Source organism: Dankookia rubra (genome assembly GCF_004355005.1).
Lineage (GTDB): Bacteria > Pseudomonadota > Alphaproteobacteria > Acetobacterales > Acetobacteraceae > Paracraurococcus > Paracraurococcus ruber_A.
The window spans coordinates 20642-40769 of sequence record NZ_SMSJ01000021.1; the positions used below are offsets into that span (position 1 = coordinate 20642).

General features: G+C 72.0%; 17 protein-coding genes. 9 read left to right on the forward strand and 8 right to left on the reverse strand.

All coding sequences use genetic code 11. The annotated features are described in order from the left end of the window. The first annotated feature begins 4 nt into the window (after window positions 1-4). Window positions 5-1630, forward strand: coding sequence for an ABC transporter substrate-binding protein (locus E2C06_RS16685; RefSeq protein ID WP_133289747.1), 1626 nt, complete (start codon window positions 5-7; stop codon window positions 1628-1630). Between the two features lie 30 nt (window positions 1631-1660). Here E2C06_RS16685 and E2C06_RS16690 read toward each other — a convergent pair whose 3' ends face one another. Continuing rightward, window positions 1661-1972 carry an EthD family reductase gene (locus tag E2C06_RS16690; RefSeq protein ID WP_133289748.1) on the reverse strand — a complete coding sequence of 104 codons (312 nt, stop codon included), beginning with the start codon at window positions 1970-1972 and terminating at the stop codon, window positions 1661-1663. Window positions 1973-2171: 199 nt separating this feature from the next. On the opposite strand from E2C06_RS16690, the gene E2C06_RS16695 reads away from it, so the two are divergent. Further along, entirely contained in the window at window positions 2172-3287 is a 1116-nt protein-coding gene (locus E2C06_RS16695; RefSeq protein WP_133289749.1) for an SMP-30/gluconolactonase/LRE family protein, read from the forward strand. A 279-nt stretch (window positions 3288-3566) separates the two neighbouring features. On the opposite strand, the gene E2C06_RS16700 is transcribed toward E2C06_RS16695, so the two are convergent. The 5 genes from E2C06_RS16700 to E2C06_RS16720 form a co-directional block, all read right to left on the reverse strand. After that, a complete protein-coding gene (locus E2C06_RS16700) occupies window positions 3567-6821 on the reverse strand; it encodes an adenylate/guanylate cyclase domain-containing protein (protein WP_133289750.1) in 3255 nt (1084 codons plus the stop codon). A 29-nt stretch (window positions 6822-6850) separates the two neighbouring features. Continuing rightward, window positions 6851-7336 (reverse strand): hypothetical protein, encoded by a 486-nt coding sequence (locus E2C06_RS16705; RefSeq protein WP_133289751.1) that lies wholly within the window; start codon window positions 7334-7336, stop codon window positions 6851-6853. Then, window positions 7333-7560 carry a hypothetical protein gene (locus E2C06_RS37620; protein WP_165982438.1) on the reverse strand — a complete coding sequence of 76 codons (228 nt, stop codon included), beginning with the start codon at window positions 7558-7560 and terminating at the stop codon, window positions 7333-7335. Before E2C06_RS37620 ends, E2C06_RS16705 begins: the two co-directional genes overlap by 4 nt. Before the next feature lie 280 nt (window positions 7561-7840). Next, window positions 7841-9016: an acetyl-CoA C-acetyltransferase gene (locus tag E2C06_RS16715; RefSeq protein WP_133289752.1), complete on the reverse strand. Its 1176-nt coding sequence runs from the start codon at window positions 9014-9016 to the stop codon at window positions 7841-7843. Between the two features lie 55 nt (window positions 9017-9071). Then, entirely contained in the window at window positions 9072-10340 is a 1269-nt protein-coding gene (locus tag E2C06_RS16720; protein ID WP_133289753.1) for an alpha/beta fold hydrolase, read from the reverse strand. A gap of 443 nt (window positions 10341-10783) precedes the next feature. On the opposite strand from E2C06_RS16720, the gene phaR reads away from it, so the two are divergent. From phaR to E2C06_RS16735, 3 genes are all read left to right on the forward strand, one after another. Continuing rightward, window positions 10784-11386: a polyhydroxyalkanoate synthesis repressor PhaR gene (phaR, locus tag E2C06_RS16725; RefSeq protein ID WP_133289754.1), complete on the forward strand. Its 603-nt coding sequence runs from the start codon at window positions 10784-10786 to the stop codon at window positions 11384-11386. Between the two features lie 108 nt (window positions 11387-11494). Further along, a complete protein-coding gene (locus tag E2C06_RS16730; protein ID WP_133289755.1) occupies window positions 11495-11974 on the forward strand; it encodes a helix-turn-helix domain-containing protein in 480 nt (159 codons plus the stop codon). Between the two features lie 68 nt (window positions 11975-12042). Continuing rightward, a complete protein-coding gene (locus tag E2C06_RS16735; protein WP_133289756.1) occupies window positions 12043-12888 on the forward strand; it encodes a hypothetical protein in 846 nt (281 codons plus the stop codon). Window positions 12889-12897: 9 nt separating this feature from the next. Here E2C06_RS16735 and E2C06_RS16740 read toward each other — a convergent pair whose 3' ends face one another. Beyond that, window positions 12898-14523 carry an ABC transporter substrate-binding protein gene (locus E2C06_RS16740; RefSeq protein WP_206664567.1) on the reverse strand — a complete coding sequence of 542 codons (1626 nt, stop codon included), beginning with the start codon at window positions 14521-14523 and terminating at the stop codon, window positions 12898-12900. Window positions 14524-14783: 260 nt separating this feature from the next. Between E2C06_RS16740 and E2C06_RS16745 the strand changes: the two genes are divergently transcribed. The 3 genes from E2C06_RS16745 to E2C06_RS16755 all read left to right on the forward strand — a co-directional run bounded on the left by E2C06_RS16745 (window position 14784) and on the right by E2C06_RS16755 (window position 17881). Next, the gene (locus tag E2C06_RS16745) at window positions 14784-16082 is read left to right on the forward strand and encodes an SGNH/GDSL hydrolase family protein (RefSeq protein ID WP_133289757.1); all 1299 of its coding nucleotides are present in this window, start codon (window positions 14784-14786) and stop codon (window positions 16080-16082) included. 111 nt (window positions 16083-16193) lie between these two features. Next, window positions 16194-17423: an ABC transporter substrate-binding protein gene (locus E2C06_RS16750; protein WP_133289758.1), complete on the forward strand. Its 1230-nt coding sequence runs from the start codon at window positions 16194-16196 to the stop codon at window positions 17421-17423. A 50-nt stretch (window positions 17424-17473) separates the two neighbouring features. Further along, window positions 17474-17881, forward strand: a complete 408-nt coding sequence (locus tag E2C06_RS16755; RefSeq protein WP_133289759.1) for a GNAT family N-acetyltransferase — start codon at window positions 17474-17476, stop codon at window positions 17879-17881. 9 nt (window positions 17882-17890) lie between these two features. Here the strand turns inward: E2C06_RS16755 and E2C06_RS16760 are convergent, their stop codons facing one another. After that, the gene (locus E2C06_RS16760) at window positions 17891-19351 is read right to left on the reverse strand and encodes an NADP-dependent isocitrate dehydrogenase (RefSeq protein ID WP_133289809.1); all 1461 of its coding nucleotides are present in this window, start codon (window positions 19349-19351) and stop codon (window positions 17891-17893) included. Between the two features lie 168 nt (window positions 19352-19519). Here E2C06_RS16760 and E2C06_RS16765 point away from each other — a divergent pair, with 168 nt between their 5' ends. Further along, entirely contained in the window at window positions 19520-20104 is a 585-nt protein-coding gene (locus E2C06_RS16765; RefSeq protein ID WP_133289760.1) for an OmpA family protein, read from the forward strand. Window positions 20105-20128: the final 24 nt, after the last annotated feature.

The window sequence follows — 20128 nt, forward strand, 5'->3', positions numbered from 1 at the left end:
TCCCATGACCCTTTCGCGTCGCGCCGTGCTAGGCGCCACCGGCCTCGCCACGCTGCCGGGCATGCCTGCGCCTTGGGCAGGCAGCCCAGCCGCCGCGCAAGCGGAACGGGTGCTGCGCTACGGCATCTCCATGGCCGACATCCCGCAGACCACGGGCCAGCCGGATCGCGGCGCCGGCGCCTACCAGTTCACCGGCCATACGCTGTACGACCCGCTGGTCGCCTGGGAGATGGACGTCGCGGACCGGCCGGGCAAGCTGGTCCCCGGCTTGGCCACGAACTGGGAGGCCGACCCGGCGGACCGCAGGAAGTGGGTCTTCAGGCTTCGCCCAGGCGTGAAGTTCCATGACGGCTCCGACTTCGACGCCGAGGCGGTGGTCTGGAACCTCGAGAAGGTCCTGAACCCGCAGGCGCCGCATTTCGACAACCGCCAGGCCGCCCAGGTGCGGCCGCGGCTGCCCTCGGTCGCCGCCTGGCGCAAGCTCGACGCCATGACGGTCGAGGTCACCACCAGGACGGTCGACAGCATCTTCCCCTACCAGATGCTCTGGTTCCTGATCTCCTCCCCGGCGCAGTACGAGAAGCTCGGCCGGTCCTGGGAACGCTTCGCGCAGGAGCCCTCCGGCACCGGCCCCTTCCGCGCCGGCAGGCTGGTGCCGCGGGCCAGCCTCGAGCTGCTGAAGAACGCCGCCTACTGGGACCCGAAGCGCGTGCCGAAGGCGGACCGCATCCTGCTGGTGGTGGCGCCCGACGCGGTGACGCGCACCAATGCCCTGCTGACCGGCCAGGTCGATTTCATCGAGACGCCGGCGCCCGACCTGGTGCCGCGCCTCAAGCAGTCCGGCATGCGGATCGTCGAGAACGTCACGCCGCATGTCTGGAACTACCATCTCAGCCTGCTGGAAGGCTCGCCCTGGCGCGACCTGCGGCTGCGGAAGGCGGCCAACCTGGCGATCAACCGCGACGACGTGGTCGGGCTGATGAACGGCCTGGCCAAGCCGGCGACGGGCGTGGTCGACCCCTCCTCCCCCTGGTACGGCAAGCCGCAGTTCCAGGTGAAGTACGACCCGGACGCGGCGCGGAAGCTGCTGGCCGAGGCCGGCGTCTCGAAGGGCAGCCCGCTGCGCACGAAGTTCCTGGTGGCGACCGGCGGCAGCGGCCAGATGCTGTCAATGCCGATGAACGAGTACATCCAGTCGGCCTGGCGCGAGGTGGGGATCGAGGTCGAGTTCCAGGCGGTGGAGCTGGAAGTCCTCTATACCTGCTGGCGCCAGGGCGCGGCCGGGGAGATCGCCCGGGCGGGCAGCATCACCGCCAACAACGTCGCCTATGTCACCTCGGACCCGCTCTACGCGCTGGTCCGCTTCTTCCACTCAAAGCAGGTCTCGCCGACCGGGGTGAACTGGAGCCACTACAGCGACCCCGAGACCGACGCGCTGATCGACACCGCGGCGAAAACCTTCGACGGCGCCGAGGTCGATCGCCTGATGGCCAGGGTGCACGAGCGGGTGGTGGACCAGGCGCTGCTGGTCTTCGTGGTGCACGACACCAACCCCCATGTCATGGGCCGCGCGGTGCGCGGCTATGTCCAGGCGCAGCATTGGTTCCAGGACCTGACGACCCTCGCCTGAGGGCCGCCCGGCAGCAACCGGCGGCGGGGCTCAGCCCGCCGGCTCGCTGACCTGCATCACCGGCCTGCCGTCGGTGAAGTTCGGGATGTCGCCGAAGATCTCGGCGCCATGCGCCTCGACCGCCCGGCCGAGCGCCTCGGTGCTGTCCCAGGCCAGCAGCGCGGTGATGCGCATCGGCGCCGGGCCGCCATCCGGCGTGCCGAGGCCGCGCAGCACCTGCACGGATTGCAGCCCCATGCCCGACCAGCGCTGCTTCACCATCGGGATGTGGGTCTGCAGGTAGTAGGCCTCGTCGAACCGGGTGGCCGGGTCGTTCGGGTAGGAGACGCTGACGACGATCATGGATGTCCCTCCGCTGGCACGTTGCGGGATAGGCTAACGAAGTTCGGGGGCTGGCGGAACGCCGAGCCTGCCCCGGCCGCCCGCGCGATTGCGTGCACGCGCTCGGCAGATGATTAGCTTGCCTATGTCGCACCAAGCCGTGCCACGCTGGCGCCGGGGCCGCGCCAGGGGGCGGCCCCGACCTGGGGAGGACAACCGAATGACCGATCACTCCGACGCCGCGGCGCGCGGCGCCCAACCCTCGCGCCGTGCGGTGCTCGGCGGCCTCGCCGGCGCGCTGGCCGCCGGTGCCGCGATCCCGGCGGATGCCCAGCAGCGCGACTTCGGCCGCGGGGGCGCGCCCACCCGCTACCCCGATGCCGACATCGTCGCGCTGGACAAGAAGCGCTTCACCGCGCCGCTCGGCAACAGCACCATCCGCCGCCTCTACACCGGGCTCGGCTGGGCCGAGGGCCCGGCCTGGCACGCCACCGGGCGCTTCTGGGTCTGGTCGGACATCCCGAACGACGAATGCCTGCGGATGAACGAGGAGGACCATTCGGTCCATCGCCGCTTCCGCAACCCCTCGGGCTTCTCGAACGGCAATACCTTCGACCGCGAGGGACGGCAGATCGCCTGCCGCCACTTTCACCGCGACGTGGTGCGCTACGAGCCGGACGGCAAGCTGACCGTGCTGGCGGCGCGCGGCCCGGACGGCGCCTTCAACGCGCCGAACGACGCCGTTGTGAACCCGGCCGACGGCGCGATCTGGTTCACCGATCCAGGCTACGGCGCGCTGATGAACTACGAGGGCAACCGGGTGCCGGAGGCCGCCAGCAGCCCCCGCCCCTTCATCAAGGAGGCGGTCTACCGGATCGATGCGCAGTCCGGCCAGGTCACCAAGGTGACCGACCAGCCCTTCAAGCCGAACGGGCTCTGCTTCTCGCCCGACTACAAGAAGCTCTATGTCGCCGACAGCGGCACGAGCCACTATCCGGACGCCAAGAACGTCATCTGGGCTTTCGACGTGGACGGCCAGAAGCTCGGCACCGGCAAGCCGCAGTTCAACATGGAGATGGACGGGAAGTCCGGCTTCGGCGACGGCGTGCGTTGCGACGAAGCGGGCAACCTTTGGGTCGGTGCCGGCTGGGTGGGCGCGGGCTATGACGGGGTGCATGTCTTCGCCCCCGACGGCGCCCGCATCGGGCTGATCAAGCTGCCGGAGATCTGCGCCAACCTCTGCTTCGGCGGCACCCGGCGCAACCAGCTGCTGATGACGGCGAGCCAGTCGATCTACCTGCTGCCGGTCGAGACCCGCGGCGCGCATTTCTGCTGACCGTCGGCGCGGAGCGCGGACGGGCGTGCAGGCCCGGGCGCGCTGTTCCGCGGATCGCGGACGGGTGCGCAAGCCTGGATGCGCGGATCCGCGTCCCGGCCTGAACTCGGGCCGGCGCTGTGGCCCGGACCGCGGGAGGGCGTGAGCGCCCAAACGCGCGAATCTGCCCTGAAGACGATGACCTACAGCGATGCGGCGTTCACCTTTGAACGCAGACCGCCGTAGGTCGCGGCGGCGCCGCGTCCAACTCCGGACGCCGGCCGCCGTCGCCCGGCCGGTTCAATGCAGCGTCGGCTCCGGCCCGACCGCGGGCGGCGACCACACCGCCGCCGCCGCGGACGCGGGCGGCGGCACGCGCAGCAGCCTGGCCAGCCACTCCAGTGCCTCGGCCTCCGCCGCGCGCAGCCCGATCCGCGCGGCGAGGATCGCCGCGGCCCGCAATTGGGCCGCGGCCTCGGAGGCCTGCCCAGCCAGGACCAGCGCGCGGGCGAGCGCCAGCTGGGCCTGCACCTGGGTCGGCCGGAAGCCGAGCGCCGCGGCTTCCTCGGTGGTGCGGCGGGCAAGGTCGCAGGCCCCGATGATGTCGCGCTGCGGCCCTTCCGCCATGGCTCGCGCCAGGGCCGGGTTGCAGAGCAGCCGCTTGCCGCGATGGCCGTTGCGGTCGGCCCGCTCGCAGCCCGCGAGCAGCAGGTCCGCGGCGTCGGTGAAGCGGCCGGCCCGGACATAGGCACGGCCGAGCACATAGGCCATGTAGGGCACGTGGTAGTCGAGGCCATCGGCCCGGGCGCCGCGCAGCGCGCGCTCCAGCAGGTCGATCGAGGCGGTGACCCGGCCGTCCTGCAGCAGCAGGTCGCCCTCGTACATGCTGACCAGCAGCCGGTCGAAGGCCTGGCCATGCCGGCCGGCGATGCCGCGGGCCTCCTCGATCGCCAGGAACCCGGCGTCGACCGCGCCGGTCTCGCCGCGGAACTGCGCCAGGAAGCAGAAATGCACCACGGCCGGCAGCACGAAGGTGGCGGCGCTGCGGCGCTGCCCGGCCTCGCTCCGCGCATGCGGCAGGGTCTGCTCCAGCACCCGCAGCCCCTCGGCCAGGTCGCCGGCATACCACATCGCCTGCCCCAGCCCGAAGGCGGCGCTGACGATGCCGACGGGATCCACGGCGGCCAGCATGATGTCGAGCGCCTGGCGGCTGAGCTCCTTGGCGCGCGCCAGGTCGCCGCCATGCGCCAGCGCGGTCGAGCGGTTGATGTAGACGCGGGCGAGCGTCAGCGCATCGCCGGCCTGCCCGGCCAGCACGTCGGCCTCGTGCAGGTAGTCCTGCACCCGGGCGAGGTCGTTGGCGGCGCCGAGCACGAAGCGAAGCCGCAGCCGCACGTCGATCCCGAGCCCGACCCGCTCGGCGGTCACCGGCTGCTTCTGCAGCGCGGCGAGGACGGCTTCCAGGTGGACCCGCGCCTCGGTCCAGGCCGAACGCCGGGTGGCGCGCTCGCCCGCCTCCATCGAGTAGCGCACCGCCTCCGGCCATGCCTCGGCGGCGATGGCATGGCGGGCCAGGTCCTCGATGCTCGCCTCGTCCGGCGTGGTCTCGAGCACGCGCAGGATGCGCGCATGCAGCCCGCGGCGGTCGCTCCGCAGCAGGCTGTCATGCGCCATCGCCTGGATCAGCACATGGGAGAAGCGGTAGCGCGGCCCGGTCGGCAGGCCGAGCTCCGCCAGGAAGCCGCCGATGCCGAGCACCTCGATCCCGCGCGCCAGCACCGCGGCCGGAACATCGAGGATGGCGCCGAGCAGGGCCGGCGCGAATTGCCGGCCGACCACCGCGGCGACCTGCAGGATCCGCCGGTGCACCGGCAGCAGGCGGTCGATACGGGAGGCGACGATGGCCTGGACCGAGCCGGGAATCTCGAGATCGGCGGGCGGCGGCGCGCCTTCCGCGAGCACCCCGGTCTCGTGCAGGGCGCGGGCGAATTCCTCGAGGAAGAAGGGCGTCCCGCCGGCGCGGGCGACGATCTGCGCGCGCAGCGGCGCCAGCGCCGCCCCGGGGCCGATCAGCTCGCATAGCATCGCCTCGGCCTGGTCGTCGCTCAGCGTCCAGAGCTCGATCTCGGCGCGCGGCGCGGCCGGGTCGGCGGACCAGCCGGGCCGCCGCTCCGGCCGGGTGGTCAGCAGCAGCAGGACGGGGTGCCGCTGCAGCCCGTCGAGCAACTCCTCCACCAGCTCGACGCTCGAGGCGTCGAGCCAGTGGTAGTCCTCGATGACGATGACCAGCGGCTGCCGCGCGGCCTGGCGCCGCAGCACGCCGACCAGCGCGGCCAGCAGCTGGCGGCGGCGCTGGGAAGGATCGGTCGGGTCGAGGTCGGGCCCGCCGGCATCGCTGTCGAGGTATCGCAGCAGCGGCGCGCCATCGATCGCTGCATCCGGCATCAGCGCGGCGAGCCGGGCCGGCAGCCGGGCGGCGATCTCCGCCACCGGGTCGCCCGGCGCGCAGCCGACGATCTCGCGCAGCAACGCGGTGACGAGGAGGTAGGGCACCGCGAGGGAGTGGACGGTGGTCTCGACCCGCATCACCCGCCAGCCGGCCAGAACCGGGGCGCCGAGGAAATCATGCACCAGGCGCGACTTGCCCATGCCGGCATCGGCGACCAGCGCGACCGCCTGCGCCGCCGCCTGCTCCCCGCCCCCCGCCGCCCGCCGCAGCGCCTGGCCGAGCAGCGCGAGTTCCTGCTGCCGGCCGACCAGCGTGGTCAGTGCCCGGCTGCCGGAGCGGACCAGCCAGGAGGAACGGTTCGCCACGCCGAGCAGGCGGTAGAGCCCGAGCGGCTCGGCCAGGCCGCGCAGCGGCACCTTGCCGAGCGGCACGAGCTGGGCGGAGCCGGCGACCAGCACCGCGGTCTGCTGCGCCAGCAGGGCGGTGTTCGGCTCGGCCTGGTGTTCGATGCGGGAGGCGATGTGCGCGGTCAGCCCCCAGACGCCCATCCCCTCGGCATCGCCGTCCTGCCTGCCCGGCCGCAGGATCACCGGCCCGCTGCAGATGCCGATGCGGACCGGCAGCGCCCGGCCGCCGACATCGCGTGCACCCTCGATGATCGCCAGTGCGGCGAAGCAGGCGCGCACCGCATGGTCCTCGGCGGCGACCGGCGCGCCGAACATGGCCATCAGCCCGTCACCCATCCGCACTGCCACGGTGCCACCGCAGCGCGCCACCGCCTCGGCCATCATGTCGAGCGCGAGGCCGAGCGAGACGCTCGCATCCTCGGCGTCCATCGCGGCGATCAGGCCGGTGGAATCGCAGAGGTCGGCGAAGAGAATGGTCGCGTGCTTGTACTGCGCGTCGCGGTCGCGCGGCGGGAGGCCGGCCGGCGGGGCCGCCGTCCCCGGCGCGGCGAAGCCGGCGCCGCAATGCGTGCAGAACCTCGCCACCACGCGGTTCGCCGTCCGGCAGGCCGGACAGGGCTTTTCCAGCGGCGCGCCGCAATGGTCGCAGAACCGCCCGGAGGCGGCAGGCGCGTCGCAGTGGAGGCAGGTGGGGTACATGCGCGACCTGCGCTGGCCGGACCGGTCGCTCAGACCGATGGATTGTAGTGCACGTGCGGGCAGGTGTGGCAGGCCTCGGGGCCGAGCTGCACCCACCAACGGCAGGCGGCACGGATCCCGCAGCGCGGGACCGCGGCGCCGGGCTCGCGCGGCTCGACGAAACCGGCAACGGCCTCCTGCATCCGGCCGATCAGCGAGCAGGCCGCATCCTTCCAGTGCGCGCAATGCCGCTCGGCGCAGGGCCCGGCCAGCCGGAACCGCGCCTCGGGCGTCCCGCCGATCCGCGCCCGCATCCCCGGGGTGAGCGGAATGGGAGTCGGCAGGTTGGCGACGACGCCGCCCTCCCCCACCACCCCGATGATCACCGGCGCGTTGCGCGGGTCGCCGCTGACGCTCGGGCAAAGCGTCGCCCCGGCCGCCATCCGCGGCGGCCGGGGTGCCGGCGCCGCGGCCGGCCGTGCCCCCTCATCCCGGCGGGAGGCCGCGGAGGCGGCGGCGCCAGGGCGGGCGGTCACGCGGGATCGGCCTTCGGCTTGGGCACGGGTTTCGGCTTCGGCACGGGCTTCGGCTTCGGCACGGGCTTCGGCTTGGGCGGCGGCGGCGGCGGCGGGCGCTGGCCGTTGTTGTCCGGCAGCATGCTGATGGTGACGACGTTCGACGCCGCGGAGATCATGGCCAGATGTTCCACGACCGTTTCCTGCACCGCGGCAAGCAGGGCGCGCTGTTCCTCGCCGGTCATCTGTACATACGTAAGATCTATGCAGAGGTGACCGCCGGACAATCTGACCTGTCCACCCATGATCCAGCTCCTCGACCTGCGGCCATGCGCCTTTATTAGTGATTCGCGGAAGGAACGGTACTGGTCACCAATCGCAACTGTCAATTCCGCCGGACCTAGCTTGCGGCCCGGCCGGCGCCGCAAGCCTCGCCGCGGGCCGCCACCGCCGGGCCCCGGCGAGGCGCCCCGCGACAGGGCGGCGGGCGCCGCGGCGCCCGCCGGTCAGGTCACGGGCGTCGACTCAGGGCCGCTCGACGCAGAGCGCGACGCCCATGCCGCCGCCGATGCAGAGCGTCGCCAGGCCGCGCTTGGCATTGCGCTTCTGCATCTCGAACAGCAGCGTGTTCAGCACCCGGGCGCCCGAGGCGCCGATGGGGTGGCCGAGCGCGATCGCGCCGCCATTGACGTTCACCTTGGCCGGATCCCAGCCGAGGTCCTTGTTCACCGCGCAGGCCTGCGCCGCGAAGGCCTCGTTCGCCTCGATCAGGTCGAGCGTGTCGATCGACCAGCCGGCCTTCTGCAGCGCCTTCCGCGAGGCCGGGATCGGGCCGGTGCCCATGATGGAGGGATCGACGCCGGCGGTGGCCCAGGAGACGATCCGCGCCATCGGCGTGACGCCGCGCTTGCGCGCCTCCTCGGCCGACATCACCACGGCGACGGCGGCGCCGTCGTTGATGCCGGAAGCATTGCCCGCGGTCACCGTGCCGGTCTTGCTGAAGGCCGGGCGGAGCTTCGCCAGCACGTCGTAGTCGGTCGAGGGCTTCGGATACTCGTCATCCGAGATCACCACGTCGCCCTTGCGGCCTTTGACCGTGACCGGCGCGATCTCGTCCTTGAAGCGGCCGGCCTTCATGGCCTCGCCCGCCTTCCGCTGGCTGGCGGCGGCGAACTCGTCCTGCTGTTCCCGCGTGATCTGGTACTTCTCGGCGACGTTCTCGGCCGTCGTGCCCATGTGGTAGCCGTGGAAAGCGTCCCAGAGGCCGTCCTTGATCATGGTGTCGACCATGGCGAGGTCGCCCATCTTCTGCCCGGCGCGAAGCTGCGCGGCATGCGGCGCCTGGGTCATGCTCTCCTGGCCGCCGGCGACCACGATCGCGGCGTCGCCGCTGCTGATCTGCTGGGCGGCGAGCGCCACGGCGCGGAGGCCGGAGCCGCAGAGCTGGTTGATGCCGAAGGCCGTGGCACCGGCCGGGATGCCGGCATTGATGGCGGCCTGGCGGGCCGGGTTCTGGCCGGCGCCGGCGGTCAGGATCTGGCCCATGATGACCTCGTCCACTTCGTCCGGCTTCACCCCGGCCCGTTCCAGCGCGGCCTGGATGGCGACGGTGCCGAGCGCATGCGCCGACAGGGAGGCGAAAGCGCCGTTGAAGCTGCCGACGGGTGTACGGGCCGCTGAGGCGATGACGATCTCGGTCAAGACTGGTTCTCCCACCCTGATGTTGCGCCGCACATTGGACCGGCGCCGCCTTTCCCTACAAGCCCAGGGGACCAGGCAACGCCTTGATCCAGGTCAGGAGGGGACGCCAGAGCTGCGCCTCCGCCCCGCTCCCGGCGACCATGCCGACATGGCCGGCCGCGGCATGGTGCACATGGGCGCCGGGCATCGCCGCTGCCAGGGCCAGCGCCGAGGCGGGCGGGACGATACGGTCGCGGGCGGGGATCGCCAGGAAGGCCGGCAGCCGCAGCGCCTGCGGCGCCACCACCTCCCCGGCGATGCGCCATTCGCCGCGCATCGGGGTATTCGCCCCGTACCAGCCGGACAGCGCCTCGCGCGCCACCGCCGCCGCCAGCGGGATCCCGTCGTTCAGCCAGTCCTCGAGCGCCACGAAGCGGCGGGCCTGCGGGCTGTCCGGGTCCAGCCGGGCGAAGGCGCGGTATTTCTCGCCGATGCCGGCCGGGTCGTGCGCCGCGAAGAGAGCCTGCAGCGCATCCACCGGCAGGGTGCCGGTCGCCCGCAGCAGCGGCTCCAGCAGCGGCAGGGTGGCCGCCAGGCCGCGGGCGCGCGCCGCGTCCTCGGCCCAGAAGTCCCAAGGGGTGGCCAGCAGCGCCAGGCCGCGCAGCAGGCCGGGCCGGCGTTGCGCCAGAGCGAGGGCCAGCATCCCGCCCAGGCAATAGCCGGCCAGCACGACCGGTCCTCCGGCGCAGCCGATGGCGGCAGCCAGGGCACGCTCCAGCCGCCCGGCGACGTAGTCGGTCAGCGAGAAGCCGCGCTCCGCCGCGCCCGGCGCGCCCCAATCCAGCAGCAGCGGCCGCACCCCCGCCGCGGCCAGGTGCCGCAGCATCGAGGCGCCGGGCAGCAGGTCCAGCACCTCCGCGCGATTGACCAGGGAGGGGATGACGAGGATCACCGGCGCGCCGGGCGGCCCGCCATGGTCGAGCAGCCGGCTGCCGCCCTCGGTCCAGACCGCCGGCTGCGGCGGCATGTCGCGGCGGAAGGGATGCCGGCGATAGGCCAGGATGCCTTGCAGCAGGGCCGCCTCGCTGGCCCGCAGGCGGCGCTCCACCGCGGCGGCGAAGGCTTCAGGCGGATGGTTGCCGGCGGCGAGGGCGGCGGCGATCCGCGCCGCTTCCCGCCGCCCCGCGTTCGAGCGCGGCGAGCCGCCGCTCCAGCTCGTCGATCCGGGCGCGCAGCCGGGCGGCATCCGCGCCGCCCAGCGGGTCGCCAGCGCCAGGGCCAGGTGAAGCGGGAGCGGACGCGGTCCCCGTCGGCGCGACGTCCCGTCCGGTGCGACCTTGCTCATGCGATGAGAGCCCGCCGAGGGCGCGGTGCCAGGCCGCGGCGAGGTCGAATGCCTGTCGCCAGGCGGCCGCGACCTCTGGATCGGCGGCAAGGCCGGCCAGCTCGCTCTGCCAGAGCGCGATCCACGCCTCCGCCAGGTCGTCCAGCCCCGGCGCGTCCCGCGGGGACCGGTCGCATTCGGGTCCGCATGCCTCGTCCTCAGAGCCAGTCTGCTTGGGGTCGGTAGGCCTGGAGCCGGTCAAGCGCCTCTCCTGTTCGCCGCTCGCGCGATCGTTGTCCAGCGTCCCGAAGGCGTCCAGCGGTCTCGCAACGATATGCTGCCGGGTCTTGGTGCGCTGCGGAATTCCCTCTAACGCAGGTGCGGGATGCACGTGCTAGTCTGGGCTCAGCACCCCTTGCCTACCGGCGCCGTGCCGCCGCGACGAATGAAGGACAGGAGCCGCCATGGCCGAGAACGCCGCACGTGCCGAAACCACGGGCGAACCCCCCTTGCAACCCGTAGTGGTCAAGAAATACGCCAATCGTCGCCTCTACAACACCGAATCTTCCAGCTACGTGACGCTCGAGGACCTCGCCAACATGGTCCGGCAGGGGCGTGACTTCATCGTCTTCGATGCCAAGTCGGGGGAGGACATCACCCGCTCGGTGCTGACCCAGATCATCGTCGAGGAGGAATCGAAAGGCCGCAGCCTGCTGCCGGAGAGCTTCCTTCGCCAGCTGATCGGCTTCTACGGCGACAGCCTGCAGAGCGTGCTGCCGCGCTACCTGGAATTCGCCATGGCCGGCTTCGCCCGGCAGCAGGAGCAGATGCGCCGCTCGGTGGAACAGGCCATGGGCGGCTTCATGCCCTTCGGCGGGATCCCGGGCCTCGAGGAGGTCGGCAAGCAGAACATGGCGATGCTCGAGCGCGCCATGAGCCTGTTCGCTCCCTTCCGCCCGCCGGAGACGCCGGCGACCATGGAATCACTGAAGGCGGAGGTGGAATCGCTGCGCCAGCAACTGGCCGAGGCGACCCGAACGAACAATGGTTCCTCGCGCGAGGCGTGAGTTTCCGGGCTCTCGCTTCCATCACGCGTTCGTCACGCGCCGAGGTGGAACGCCCGCCATGCCGCGGCATTCCGTTGGGTGAGATTCTCAACGGCAAAGGGCACGGCAATGGTGCAGACGACCACGCAGACCGAAGCGAAGCGGCCGGATGGTGCCAAGCCGGGACAGCGGGCGAATGCCGCTGACCGCCATGTCGGCTCCCGGATCCGGGAACGGCGGGTCATGATGGGTCTGTCGCAGCAACAACTCGCGCGAATGATCGGCGTCACCTATCAGCAGGCTCACAAGTACGAGCGCGGCCTGAATCGCATCTCCGCCGGCCGGCTGTTCGAGATCGCCCAGGTGCTCGGAGTCGGGGTGTCCTGGTTCTTCGAAGGCCTGTCCGCCGATTCCGAGCAGCATGAGATCTCGCCCCGCCAGCGCATGTGCCTCGAGCTCGCGCGGAACTTCGCCATGATCGACAATGAGAAGCACCAGGAAGCGCTGAGCCAGATGGCGCGCGCGCTGGCGGCGCAGAGCCAGGCGGCTGCAGCGGTGGTCGGCATGCCGGTCGTCGGCGAGACCGAGGTCGCGGCCGAGACCCATTGACGCGGGGGCCGGGCGTGGCCCGGCCTACCCGTTGGGCGGAGGTATCGAAGCGGGGGCCCTCCCCGCCGTTGCTGCGTCCGCAGCGGCGCTGGACCTTCCGCACGCTGGTTCTTGCGCTGATCCTGTGCATGGTCGGCGCGATCGGTGGGATCGTCGTCGGCCTGGGGCTGCGGCCGCCACCGACCGCCCCATCCGAGCCGCCGCTCGCGGCAGGGCCCGCATCCCCTCCCCGCACGACCGGACCGGCCCAGCCGCCGCCTGAAGCGCCGCCCGACCGGACAGCGGCCGAAGCCAGCGCCGTGGAGGGCCGGCTTGCCGCGCTGCGCCGCGCGGTGGAGCAGGAGCAGGCGCGGCTCGATGCCCTGATCCGGTCGCGCGTCACCGCCGAGGCCGAGCAGCAGGCGCGGCTGGATGCGCTCGGCCGCGCCCGGGCGACGGCCGAGGCGCAGCTGGCCACCCTGCAGCGCGACATCGTGTCGGCACAGCGCGAGTTGGCGGCGGTTCCGCGGCGGGAGGCCGCGCCCTTGCCGCCGATCGCCGGCACGGCGCCGCCGGCTGCCCCGGCGCCTGCGCCGCCCCCGGCACGACCGACGCGGGAAACGCCCGCCACGGCCCCCGCCGCCGGCGGCCAGCCGCGCGTCTTCGTCCACCATCGCGCCGGCTCCGCCGCCGGCGCGGAGGCGGCGTCGGCGGTGTCGGGCACCCTGCGGGACGGCGGGTTCGAGGTGCCGGAGGTGCGGGCGGTGCCGGCCGTGCCCTCGCAGCGGGTGGTGCGCTACTTCCATGCCGAGGATGCCGCGGCCGCCGCACGGCTTGCCGGGCGGCTCGGCCGTGGCTGGGCGATCCAGGACTTCCGCGGCTACGAGCCCTCCCCCGGGTCTGGCACCCTCGAGGTCTGGGTGCCGGACCGCTGAGGCCGCGCCTCAGCCGGTGACGCGCACCGGCGTCAGGTCCTGGAACCAGGAACGCGCCTGGACGAAGCCCTGGACCTTGCGGCTCATCGCCCGTGGGTTCAGGTCATGCGCCACGAAGAGGAACAGCGCGTCCTCGACGATCTTGGCGTGCAGGTCGGAGACGAGCTTGTCCTGCGCCGTCTGGTCGAACTCGGACAGGATCTTCGCGATCAGCGCATCGTAGTCCGGGCTGGAGAAGCCGCCCCAGTTGTTGCCCGCCGGCGGCGTCAGGTCCGACCGGAGGAAGCGGATCATCGCGGTGAAGGGGTCGATCGCGGTGAAGCTGATGTTGATCCCGGTGATCCCGCGGTTGGACGGTGCCTTCCAGCCGTCCCGCCAGATGGTCAGCAGGGTGTTCCACTCGAAGACCTCGAACTCGATCTCGATGCCGACGTCCTTCAGCATCTGCTGCAGCGCCTCGTTCATCGCCATCGGCTGCATCTGCCCGGAGCCCGAGGTCGAGATGCCGATCCTGGTCTTCAGCGGCGTGCGCGGCGTGACGCCGGCATCGGCCAGCAGCTTCTTCGCCGCGGCGGGGTCGTAGCCCCATCTGAACTTCGGCACGTCGTTCCAGGTGCTGCCGAGCGGCAGCAGCCCGGCGCCCTCGTCCATCAGCCCGCCCAGCATGCCCTTCATCGCCGCGCGGTCGATCGCCAGGTTGGCGCCGCGGCGGATGCGGCTGTCGCGCCAGGGCGAGCCCTCCGCGGTCGCCAGTTGCCAGGTCCAATTGTGCGGGTACTGGTTGGTCACGATGGTGTAGCCGGCCTGCTTCAGGCTGGGCACGGCATCGGCCGGCGGCGCCTCGATCCAGTCGACCTGGTTGGAGCGCAGCGCGGCGACGCGGGTATTGGGCTCGGGCAGCGGGATCAGCACCAGCTTCTCGGATTTCGGGATGCGCGCCGCGTCCCAATAGTCGGGGTTGCGCACCAGCACGGCGCGCTCGCGGATCGAGAAGGCTTCCAGCTTCCAGGGCCCGGTGCCGATTGCCTTCGGCATATAGGCGTCCCAGTTCCGCCCCGCCGCCTCCCAGGCCGCCTGCTGGACGATGCCGATCCAGCTCACGCCATAGGGGACGGTGCTGTCGACGGTGCGGGTCTCGAGCGCGAAGGTCCGCTCGTCCACCGCCTCCCAGGCCGAGACGGTCGGGACGCGGACCCGGCCGAAGGCGGCGGCGCGCTGGTCGAAATGCGGCGCGTCGGCCTTCAGCACCCGGTCGAAGGAGAAGACGACGTCCTGCACGGTCAGCGGCTTGCCGTCGTGGAACCTCACGCCCTCGCGCAGGGTGAAGGTCCAGCGCTTCGGGTTCGTCGGGTCGACCTTCCAGGCCGTCGCCAGGCCGGGCCGCAGCACCGCCGGCGCATCGGCCTTCGACAGGTCCCAATGGACCAGCTGGTCATAGAGCGTGACGCCCATGAAGCGGTGGCCCTCGGCGCCCTGGTCGGGGACGCCGTTGGTCAGCGGCACCGCTGCCGCCGTCATGCCGACGCGCAGGGTGCCCGCGGTTTGGGCAAGGGCAAGGTCCCAGGGCAGTGCCGCCGCCGCGATGATGCCGCCCGCGCCGCCCAGCAGGCCGCGCCGTCCGAAGCCGTCATGCATCCCCGATACCCTCTTCCGGTGTGGTGGGGCGGAGGTAAAGCAAAGCCCGGGCCGCGGACCGGAACCACCCCCGATCCTGCGCGCGGCCCTGTGACGAGCCCCGAGGCTGCCGACGATTGTCAGTCCGCAGCAGCGGATGCTCCATGAGCCGCCGGGATGCTTGAACTCGAACAGTACAGGTCCAGCACGTCTTCAGTTCCCGAAGCAATACCATAACGAATTGCTCGCATAAGACCGACGGAATTCATGGGAGGACAACAATGGATGCATCATGGCGCCGCTTCGGCCGGCGCGCGCTGCTGGCGGCCGGCCTGCTCGCGGGCATGGCGCCGGTCGTCGCGCCCGCCCTGGCAAGGGACGGACAGGATGCCGACGGCCGGCACTGGGTGGCGACCTGGCAGGGCAGCCCGCAGACCGGCGACCCGCTGCTCGCCAACCTGGTTCCGCCGCCGCCGAGCTATGCCGACCAGACCCTGCGCGAGATCGTGCATGTCAGCCTCGGCGGGCCGCAACTGCGGCTGCGGCTGACCAACAGCTACGGCGCCCAGACCCTGGTGGTCGGCGCCGTGCATGTCGCCCGCGCCGCCGAGGGGAGCGGCATCAGGCCGGGGACCGACCGCCCCGTCACCTTCGCCGGCCAGCCCGGCGCCAGCATCCCGCCGGGCGCGGTTCTCGTCAGCGACCCGGTCGACCTCGCGGTGCCGGCCCTGTCCGACCTCGCGGTCAGCCTCTACGTCCCGCAGGACACCGGGCCGGCGACGCAGCACACGCTCGGCGTCCAGACCTCCTACGTCACCGCCGGCGATGCCACCGGGGCGGAGAGCTTCCCGCCGGATGCGGCGACCATCCTGACCCGCCCCTTCCTGAGCAATGTCGAGGTGCTCGGCACGCCGCAATCCTACGCGGTGGTCACGCTCGGCGACTCCATCACCGACGGGTACAACTCGACCGTCGATGCCAATGCCCGCTGGCCGGACCAGTTGGCGCGACGGCTGCGCGCGCAGTACGGCAACCGCGTCGCCGTCTCCAATGCCGGGATCAGCGGCAACCGCGTGCTGCACGACGCGATCGGCCCGAATGCCCTGGCCCGCTTCGACCGCGACGTGCTGGTGCAGGCCGGCGCCCGCTTCGTGACGGTGCTGGAGGGGATCAACGACATCGGCTTCTCCGTCGCCCTCGCCCCGGCGGAGGCGGTGACCGCCGAGCAGATCATCGCCGGCTACCGGCAGCTGATCGCCCGCGCGCATGACCAGGGGCTGACGATCTACGGCTGCACGCTGACGCCCTTCCAGGGCGCCGGCTACTACAGCGAGGCCGGGGAGGCGAAGCGCCAGGCGGTCAACGCCTTCATCCGCGGCGGCGGCTTCGACGGGGTGATCGACTTCGACAAGGCGGTGCGCGACCCGCAGAACCCGGCCATGCTGCTGGCGGCGTACGACAGCGGCGACCACCTGCACCCCAGCGACGCGGGCTATGCCGCGATGGCGGCGGCGATCGACCTTTCGCTCTTCGACCCGAAGGCAGCGGTGCGGGAGGCAGCCGCCCAGGCCGCGGAATAGGGCGGCGGGGCAAGCCGGGTCCGGGGCGGCCAAGCCTTCCCCGGACCCAGCGGGCTGGATAGGCTGCCCTCCAGGCCGCCGATGCGTGCGGCCGAAGGGGAGTCTCCGTCCATGCTGCTGACCCGCCGCGCCGCGCTCGGTGCGACCGCCGCCACGCTGACCTTCGGTCCATCGGGAGCCCAGCCGGCCGACACCATCCGCATCGGCGTGCTGACGGATCTCTCCGGCCCCTACCGCGACGTGACCGGCCCGACCTCGGTCGCCTGCGTGCGCCAAGCGGTCGAGGAATTCTCGGCGCAGAACCCCGGCGTTAAGATCGAGATCATCACCGCCGACCACCAGAACAAGCCGGATATCGGCATCAACACCGTCCGCCAATGGTTCGACCAGCGCGGCGTGGATGTCGTGACGGATGTCGGCAACAGCGCCATCGCGCTCGGCATCAACCCGGTCTGCGTCGAGCGCGACCGGATCCACCTCAATGCCTCGGCCGGCAGCTCGGAACTGACCGCGAAGTCCTGCACGCCGAACACGATCCACTGGTCCTACGACACCTGGTGCCTGTCCAACACCTCCGGCACGGCGCTGACCAAGGCGGGCAACGCCACCTGGTACTTCATCACCGCCGACTACGCCTTCGGCCATGCGATCGAGCGCGACACCACGCGCTTCGTCGAGGCCGCCGGGGGCAAGGTACTCGGCGCCTCGCGCTACCCCTTCCCGCAGACCACCGACTTCTCCGCCTTCCTGCTGCAGGCGCAGGCCAGCCGGGCGAAGGTGCTGGGCCTGGCGATGGCGGGCGACGACCTGGTGAACTGCGTGAAGCAGGCGCAGGAATTCGGCCTCGGCAGGTCGGGGATGAAATACGCCGCCATCATCGGCTCCATCACCGGCGTCCTCGCCGCCGGGCTCGAGACCATGCAGGGGATGTATATCTCGGAGACCTTCTGGTGGGACCTCGACGACCGCACCCGCGGCTTCACCAAGCGGGTCCAGACCAAGCTCCCGGCCGGCGTCTTCCCGAACTACGTGCATGCCGGCAACTATGCCGGGGTGACGCACTACCTGAAGGCGGTGAAGGAGATGGGCGTGGCGCGGGCCAAGGCGAGCGGGCGGGAGGTGGTGGCGCTGATGAAGCGCATGCCGACCGACGACGACGCCTTCGGCCGCGGCCTGATCCGCGAGGACGGGCGGAAGATCCACCCGAGCTACCTGCTGCAGGTGAAGAAGCCGGGCGAGAACAAGTATGCCGGCGACGTCTATACCCTGGCCGGCACGGTGCCGGCCGACCAGGCCTTCCGGCCGCTGGCCGAGGGTGGCTGCCCGCTGGTGCGCGCCTGACCGTCCGCATCCGCGCCGCGGCGACTGCCGACCTGCCGGCGCTGGCCGGCATGGTCGCGGCGCTCGCCGCGCACCATGGCGAGGTGGCCGAGGCGAGCGCCGAGGCGCTCGGCCGGCAGTTCTTCGCGCCGGGTGCCGCCGCCTGGCTGGCGGCATTGGTCGCCGCGGCGGCGGACGGGCGGCTGGTGGGCTATGCGGTGCTGCTGAAGGGCCTGCAGGTCGATGCCGCGGAGCCGGTGGTCACGCTCGAGCACCTGCATGTGGCCGCCGGGGCGCGCGGCCAGGGCATCGGCACGGCGCTGCTCGCGGCGGCGGCGGAGCAGGGCCGCGCCTGGGGCTGCGCCGCGCTGGGCGTCGCCGCGCGCGCCGACAATGCCGGTGCGCAGCGCTTCTACGAAAGGCGCGGCCTCAAGGGCCGGCCGCGCGGCGGCATCGCCTACCGCATGCCGCTGCGCTGAGGGCGCCCGCTACGCCTTGCTGTAGGCATCCGCGCCGTCGTAGCGCTGCAGCTTCTCGAGGTGCATCCAGTTGTGCTGCCGGCCGATCCGCTGCAGCAGGTCGGTGATCTCGGCGACGCCGTTGCCCTTCGGCGCCTCCTTGAACATGAAGCGGGCGCGGAAATGGTCGACCAGGAAGGTGTGGCCGGCGACCTCCGGCCAGACCTGCGCCCCGCGCGAGGAGATCATGGTCAGGTCGAAGGCGCTGTTCTCGGCGGCGGCCTGCAGCGTGATGCTGATGGCGCGCGGGTCGCGCTCGCTCTCGACGAAGACGTCGACGCCGACCAGCTCGCGCGTCGAGGCCGCGCGGTACCAGGTGATCTGCGGCCAGCGCTTCATGGCGATCGGCCGGTACTCGCGGTCCGGCACGTTCAGGCTCTCGCGGTCGAGGTTGGCGATGATGCGGTCGACGAAGGCGGCGGTCCGCGCCCCTTCCCCGTCCCGGGCGATGTCGCCGGTGAGGTCGCGGCCCTCCTCCAGCGTCACGTAGAGCGCATGCTCGATCCGCCGCGCCGTGGCGAAGTCGCCGATGTGGCGCAGCATCATCAGGGACGAGAGCAGCAGCGCGGTCGGGTTGGCGACGCCCTTGCCGGCGATCTGCGGGGCGGAGCCGTGCACCGCCTCGAACATCGCCGCCTCGTCGCCGAGATTGGCCGAGGGCGCGACGCCCAATCCCCCGACCAGGCCGGCCGCCAGGTCGGACAGGATGTCGCCGTTCATGTTGGTCATGACGGTGACGTCGAACTGCTCGGGCCGGATGACCATCTGGTGGGCGCAATTGTCGACGATCATGTGCTCGTGCTGCAGGCCGGGATAGTCGGGCATCACCTGCTCGGCGCTGCGCTTCAGCATCCCTTCCGTCAGCTTCATGATGTTGGCCTTGGTGGCGACGGTGACCTTCTTCCGCCCCTCGGCCTCGGCCACCGCGGCGGCGAGGCGGACGATGCGCTCGCAGCCGACCTCGGTGATGATCTTCAGGCATTGCGCGACGCCCGGCGTCTGCATGTGCTCGATGCCCGCATAGACGTCCTCGACGTTTTCGCGCACCACGACGAAGTCGATGCCCCGGCCGGAGAAGGGCGTGCGGATGCCCGGCAATTCCCGCACCGGCCGGATGTTGCCGTACATCTCGAAGGTCTTGCGCAGCGTCACGTTGGCCGACTTGTCGCCGAAGCCGACCGGGGTCTCGAGCGGGCCCTTCAGCGCCACGCCGTTGCGGGCGATGCTGTCGAGCGTCTCCTTCGTGGCGCCGGCGGCGATGCCGCGCTTGAAGGCCTCCGCCCCGGCCAGCGCCTCCTCCCACTCCACCAGGGCGCCGGCGGCGGCCAGCACCGTCTGGGTGGCGCGCATCACCTCCGGTCCGATGCCGTCGCCGGGGATGGCGGTGACCTTCACCTTGGCGCGGGGGGTGGCCTGGAGGGTGGACTGCATCGGGAGGGAATCCATGGGCTGTCTCGTCTTGCGGGTATGATGCTGCATTGCGGCATATAACCGAACGTCAAAAGCCCGGAATTGATCTGGGTCACAGCTTGCGGAACGGTCGCACCCCGGGACGAAGGGCTGCGTTGCGGCGGCAGAATGCACCCTGGAGGTCGCCGCATGCCCCGTCATGCCATGCAAGCCTTTGTTGTCGCGCTGTTACTCCCCTTGGCCGCCGCCGCCCAGGACCGGGCGACCGGCCAGGTGACGATCGACCGGCCGCCCCCCGAGCCGAAGGGCGCCCTCGTCACCACCCCCGATGGCCGCACCGTCGAGGTGCCGCGCGGCGGCGCCGTGCAGGTGCAGGGCGCCGATGTGGTGGTCGAGCGGGAGACCCCGAAGGGCACCACCCTGACGGTGCAGAACGACGTCCTCTTCGACTTCGACAAGGCCGAGCTCAAGCCCGAGGCGGCCGAGGCACTGGGCCGGGTGGTCGAGATCCTGCAGCAGCGCAGGCCGCGCGCCGCGCTGGTGGTCGGCCATACCGATTCGGTCGGCGCGGATGCCTACAACGACCAGCTTTCTCTGCGCCGGGCGGAGGCGGTGCGGGAGTGGATCGCCGGCAATGGCGGCGGCGGCCTTCCCCCGCTCGGCGTCGAAGGCAGGGGCGAGCGGGAGCCGGTCGCGCCGAACAGCGTGAACGGACGCGATGACCCCGAAGGCCGGCAGCGGAACCGCCGGGTCGAGGTGCTGCTGGAGCGGTAGGGCTTCCTTCACCCCGGCGGGCAC

Bases quoted from the DNA above. Each gene is read 5' to 3' on its own strand.
- E2C06_RS16720 (WP_133289753.1), bottom strand. From the start codon at position 10,340: ATGAGCAAGGTCGCACCGGACGGGACGTCGCGCCGACGGGGACCGCGT.
- E2C06_RS16695 (WP_133289749.1), top strand. From the start codon at position 2,172: ATGACCGATCACTCCGACGCCGCGGCGCGCGGCGCCCAACCCTCGCGC.
- E2C06_RS16755 (WP_133289759.1), top strand. From the start codon at position 17,474: ATGGTCGCGGCGCTCGCCGCGCACCATGGCGAGGTGGCCGAGGCGAGC.
- E2C06_RS16690 (WP_133289748.1), bottom strand. From the start codon at position 1,972: ATGATCGTCGTCAGCGTCTCCTACCCGAACGACCCGGCCACCCGGTTC.
- E2C06_RS16760 (WP_133289809.1), bottom strand. From the start codon at position 19,351: ATGCAGTCCACCCTCCAGGCCACCCCCCGCGCCAAGGTGAAGGTCACC.
- E2C06_RS16745 (WP_133289757.1), top strand. From the start codon at position 14,784: ATGGATGCATCATGGCGCCGCTTCGGCCGGCGCGCGCTGCTGGCGGCC.
- E2C06_RS16700 (WP_133289750.1), bottom strand. From the start codon at position 6,821: ATGTACCCCACCTGCCTCCACTGCGACGCGCCTGCCGCCTCCGGGCGG.
- E2C06_RS16750 (WP_133289758.1), top strand. From the start codon at position 16,194: ATGCTGCTGACCCGCCGCGCCGCGCTCGGTGCGACCGCCGCCACGCTG.
- E2C06_RS16765 (WP_133289760.1), top strand. From the start codon at position 19,520: ATGCCCCGTCATGCCATGCAAGCCTTTGTTGTCGCGCTGTTACTCCCC.
- phaR (WP_133289754.1), top strand. From the start codon at position 10,784: ATGGCCGAGAACGCCGCACGTGCCGAAACCACGGGCGAACCCCCCTTG.
- E2C06_RS16685 (WP_133289747.1), top strand. From the start codon at position 5: ATGACCCTTTCGCGTCGCGCCGTGCTAGGCGCCACCGGCCTCGCCACG.
- E2C06_RS37620 (WP_165982438.1), bottom strand. From the start codon at position 7,560: ATGACCGGCGAGGAACAGCGCGCCCTGCTTGCCGCGGTGCAGGAAACG.
- E2C06_RS16740 (WP_206664567.1), bottom strand. From the start codon at position 14,523: ATGCATGACGGCTTCGGACGGCGCGGCCTGCTGGGCGGCGCGGGCGGC.
- E2C06_RS16730 (WP_133289755.1), top strand. From the start codon at position 11,495: ATGGTGCAGACGACCACGCAGACCGAAGCGAAGCGGCCGGATGGTGCC.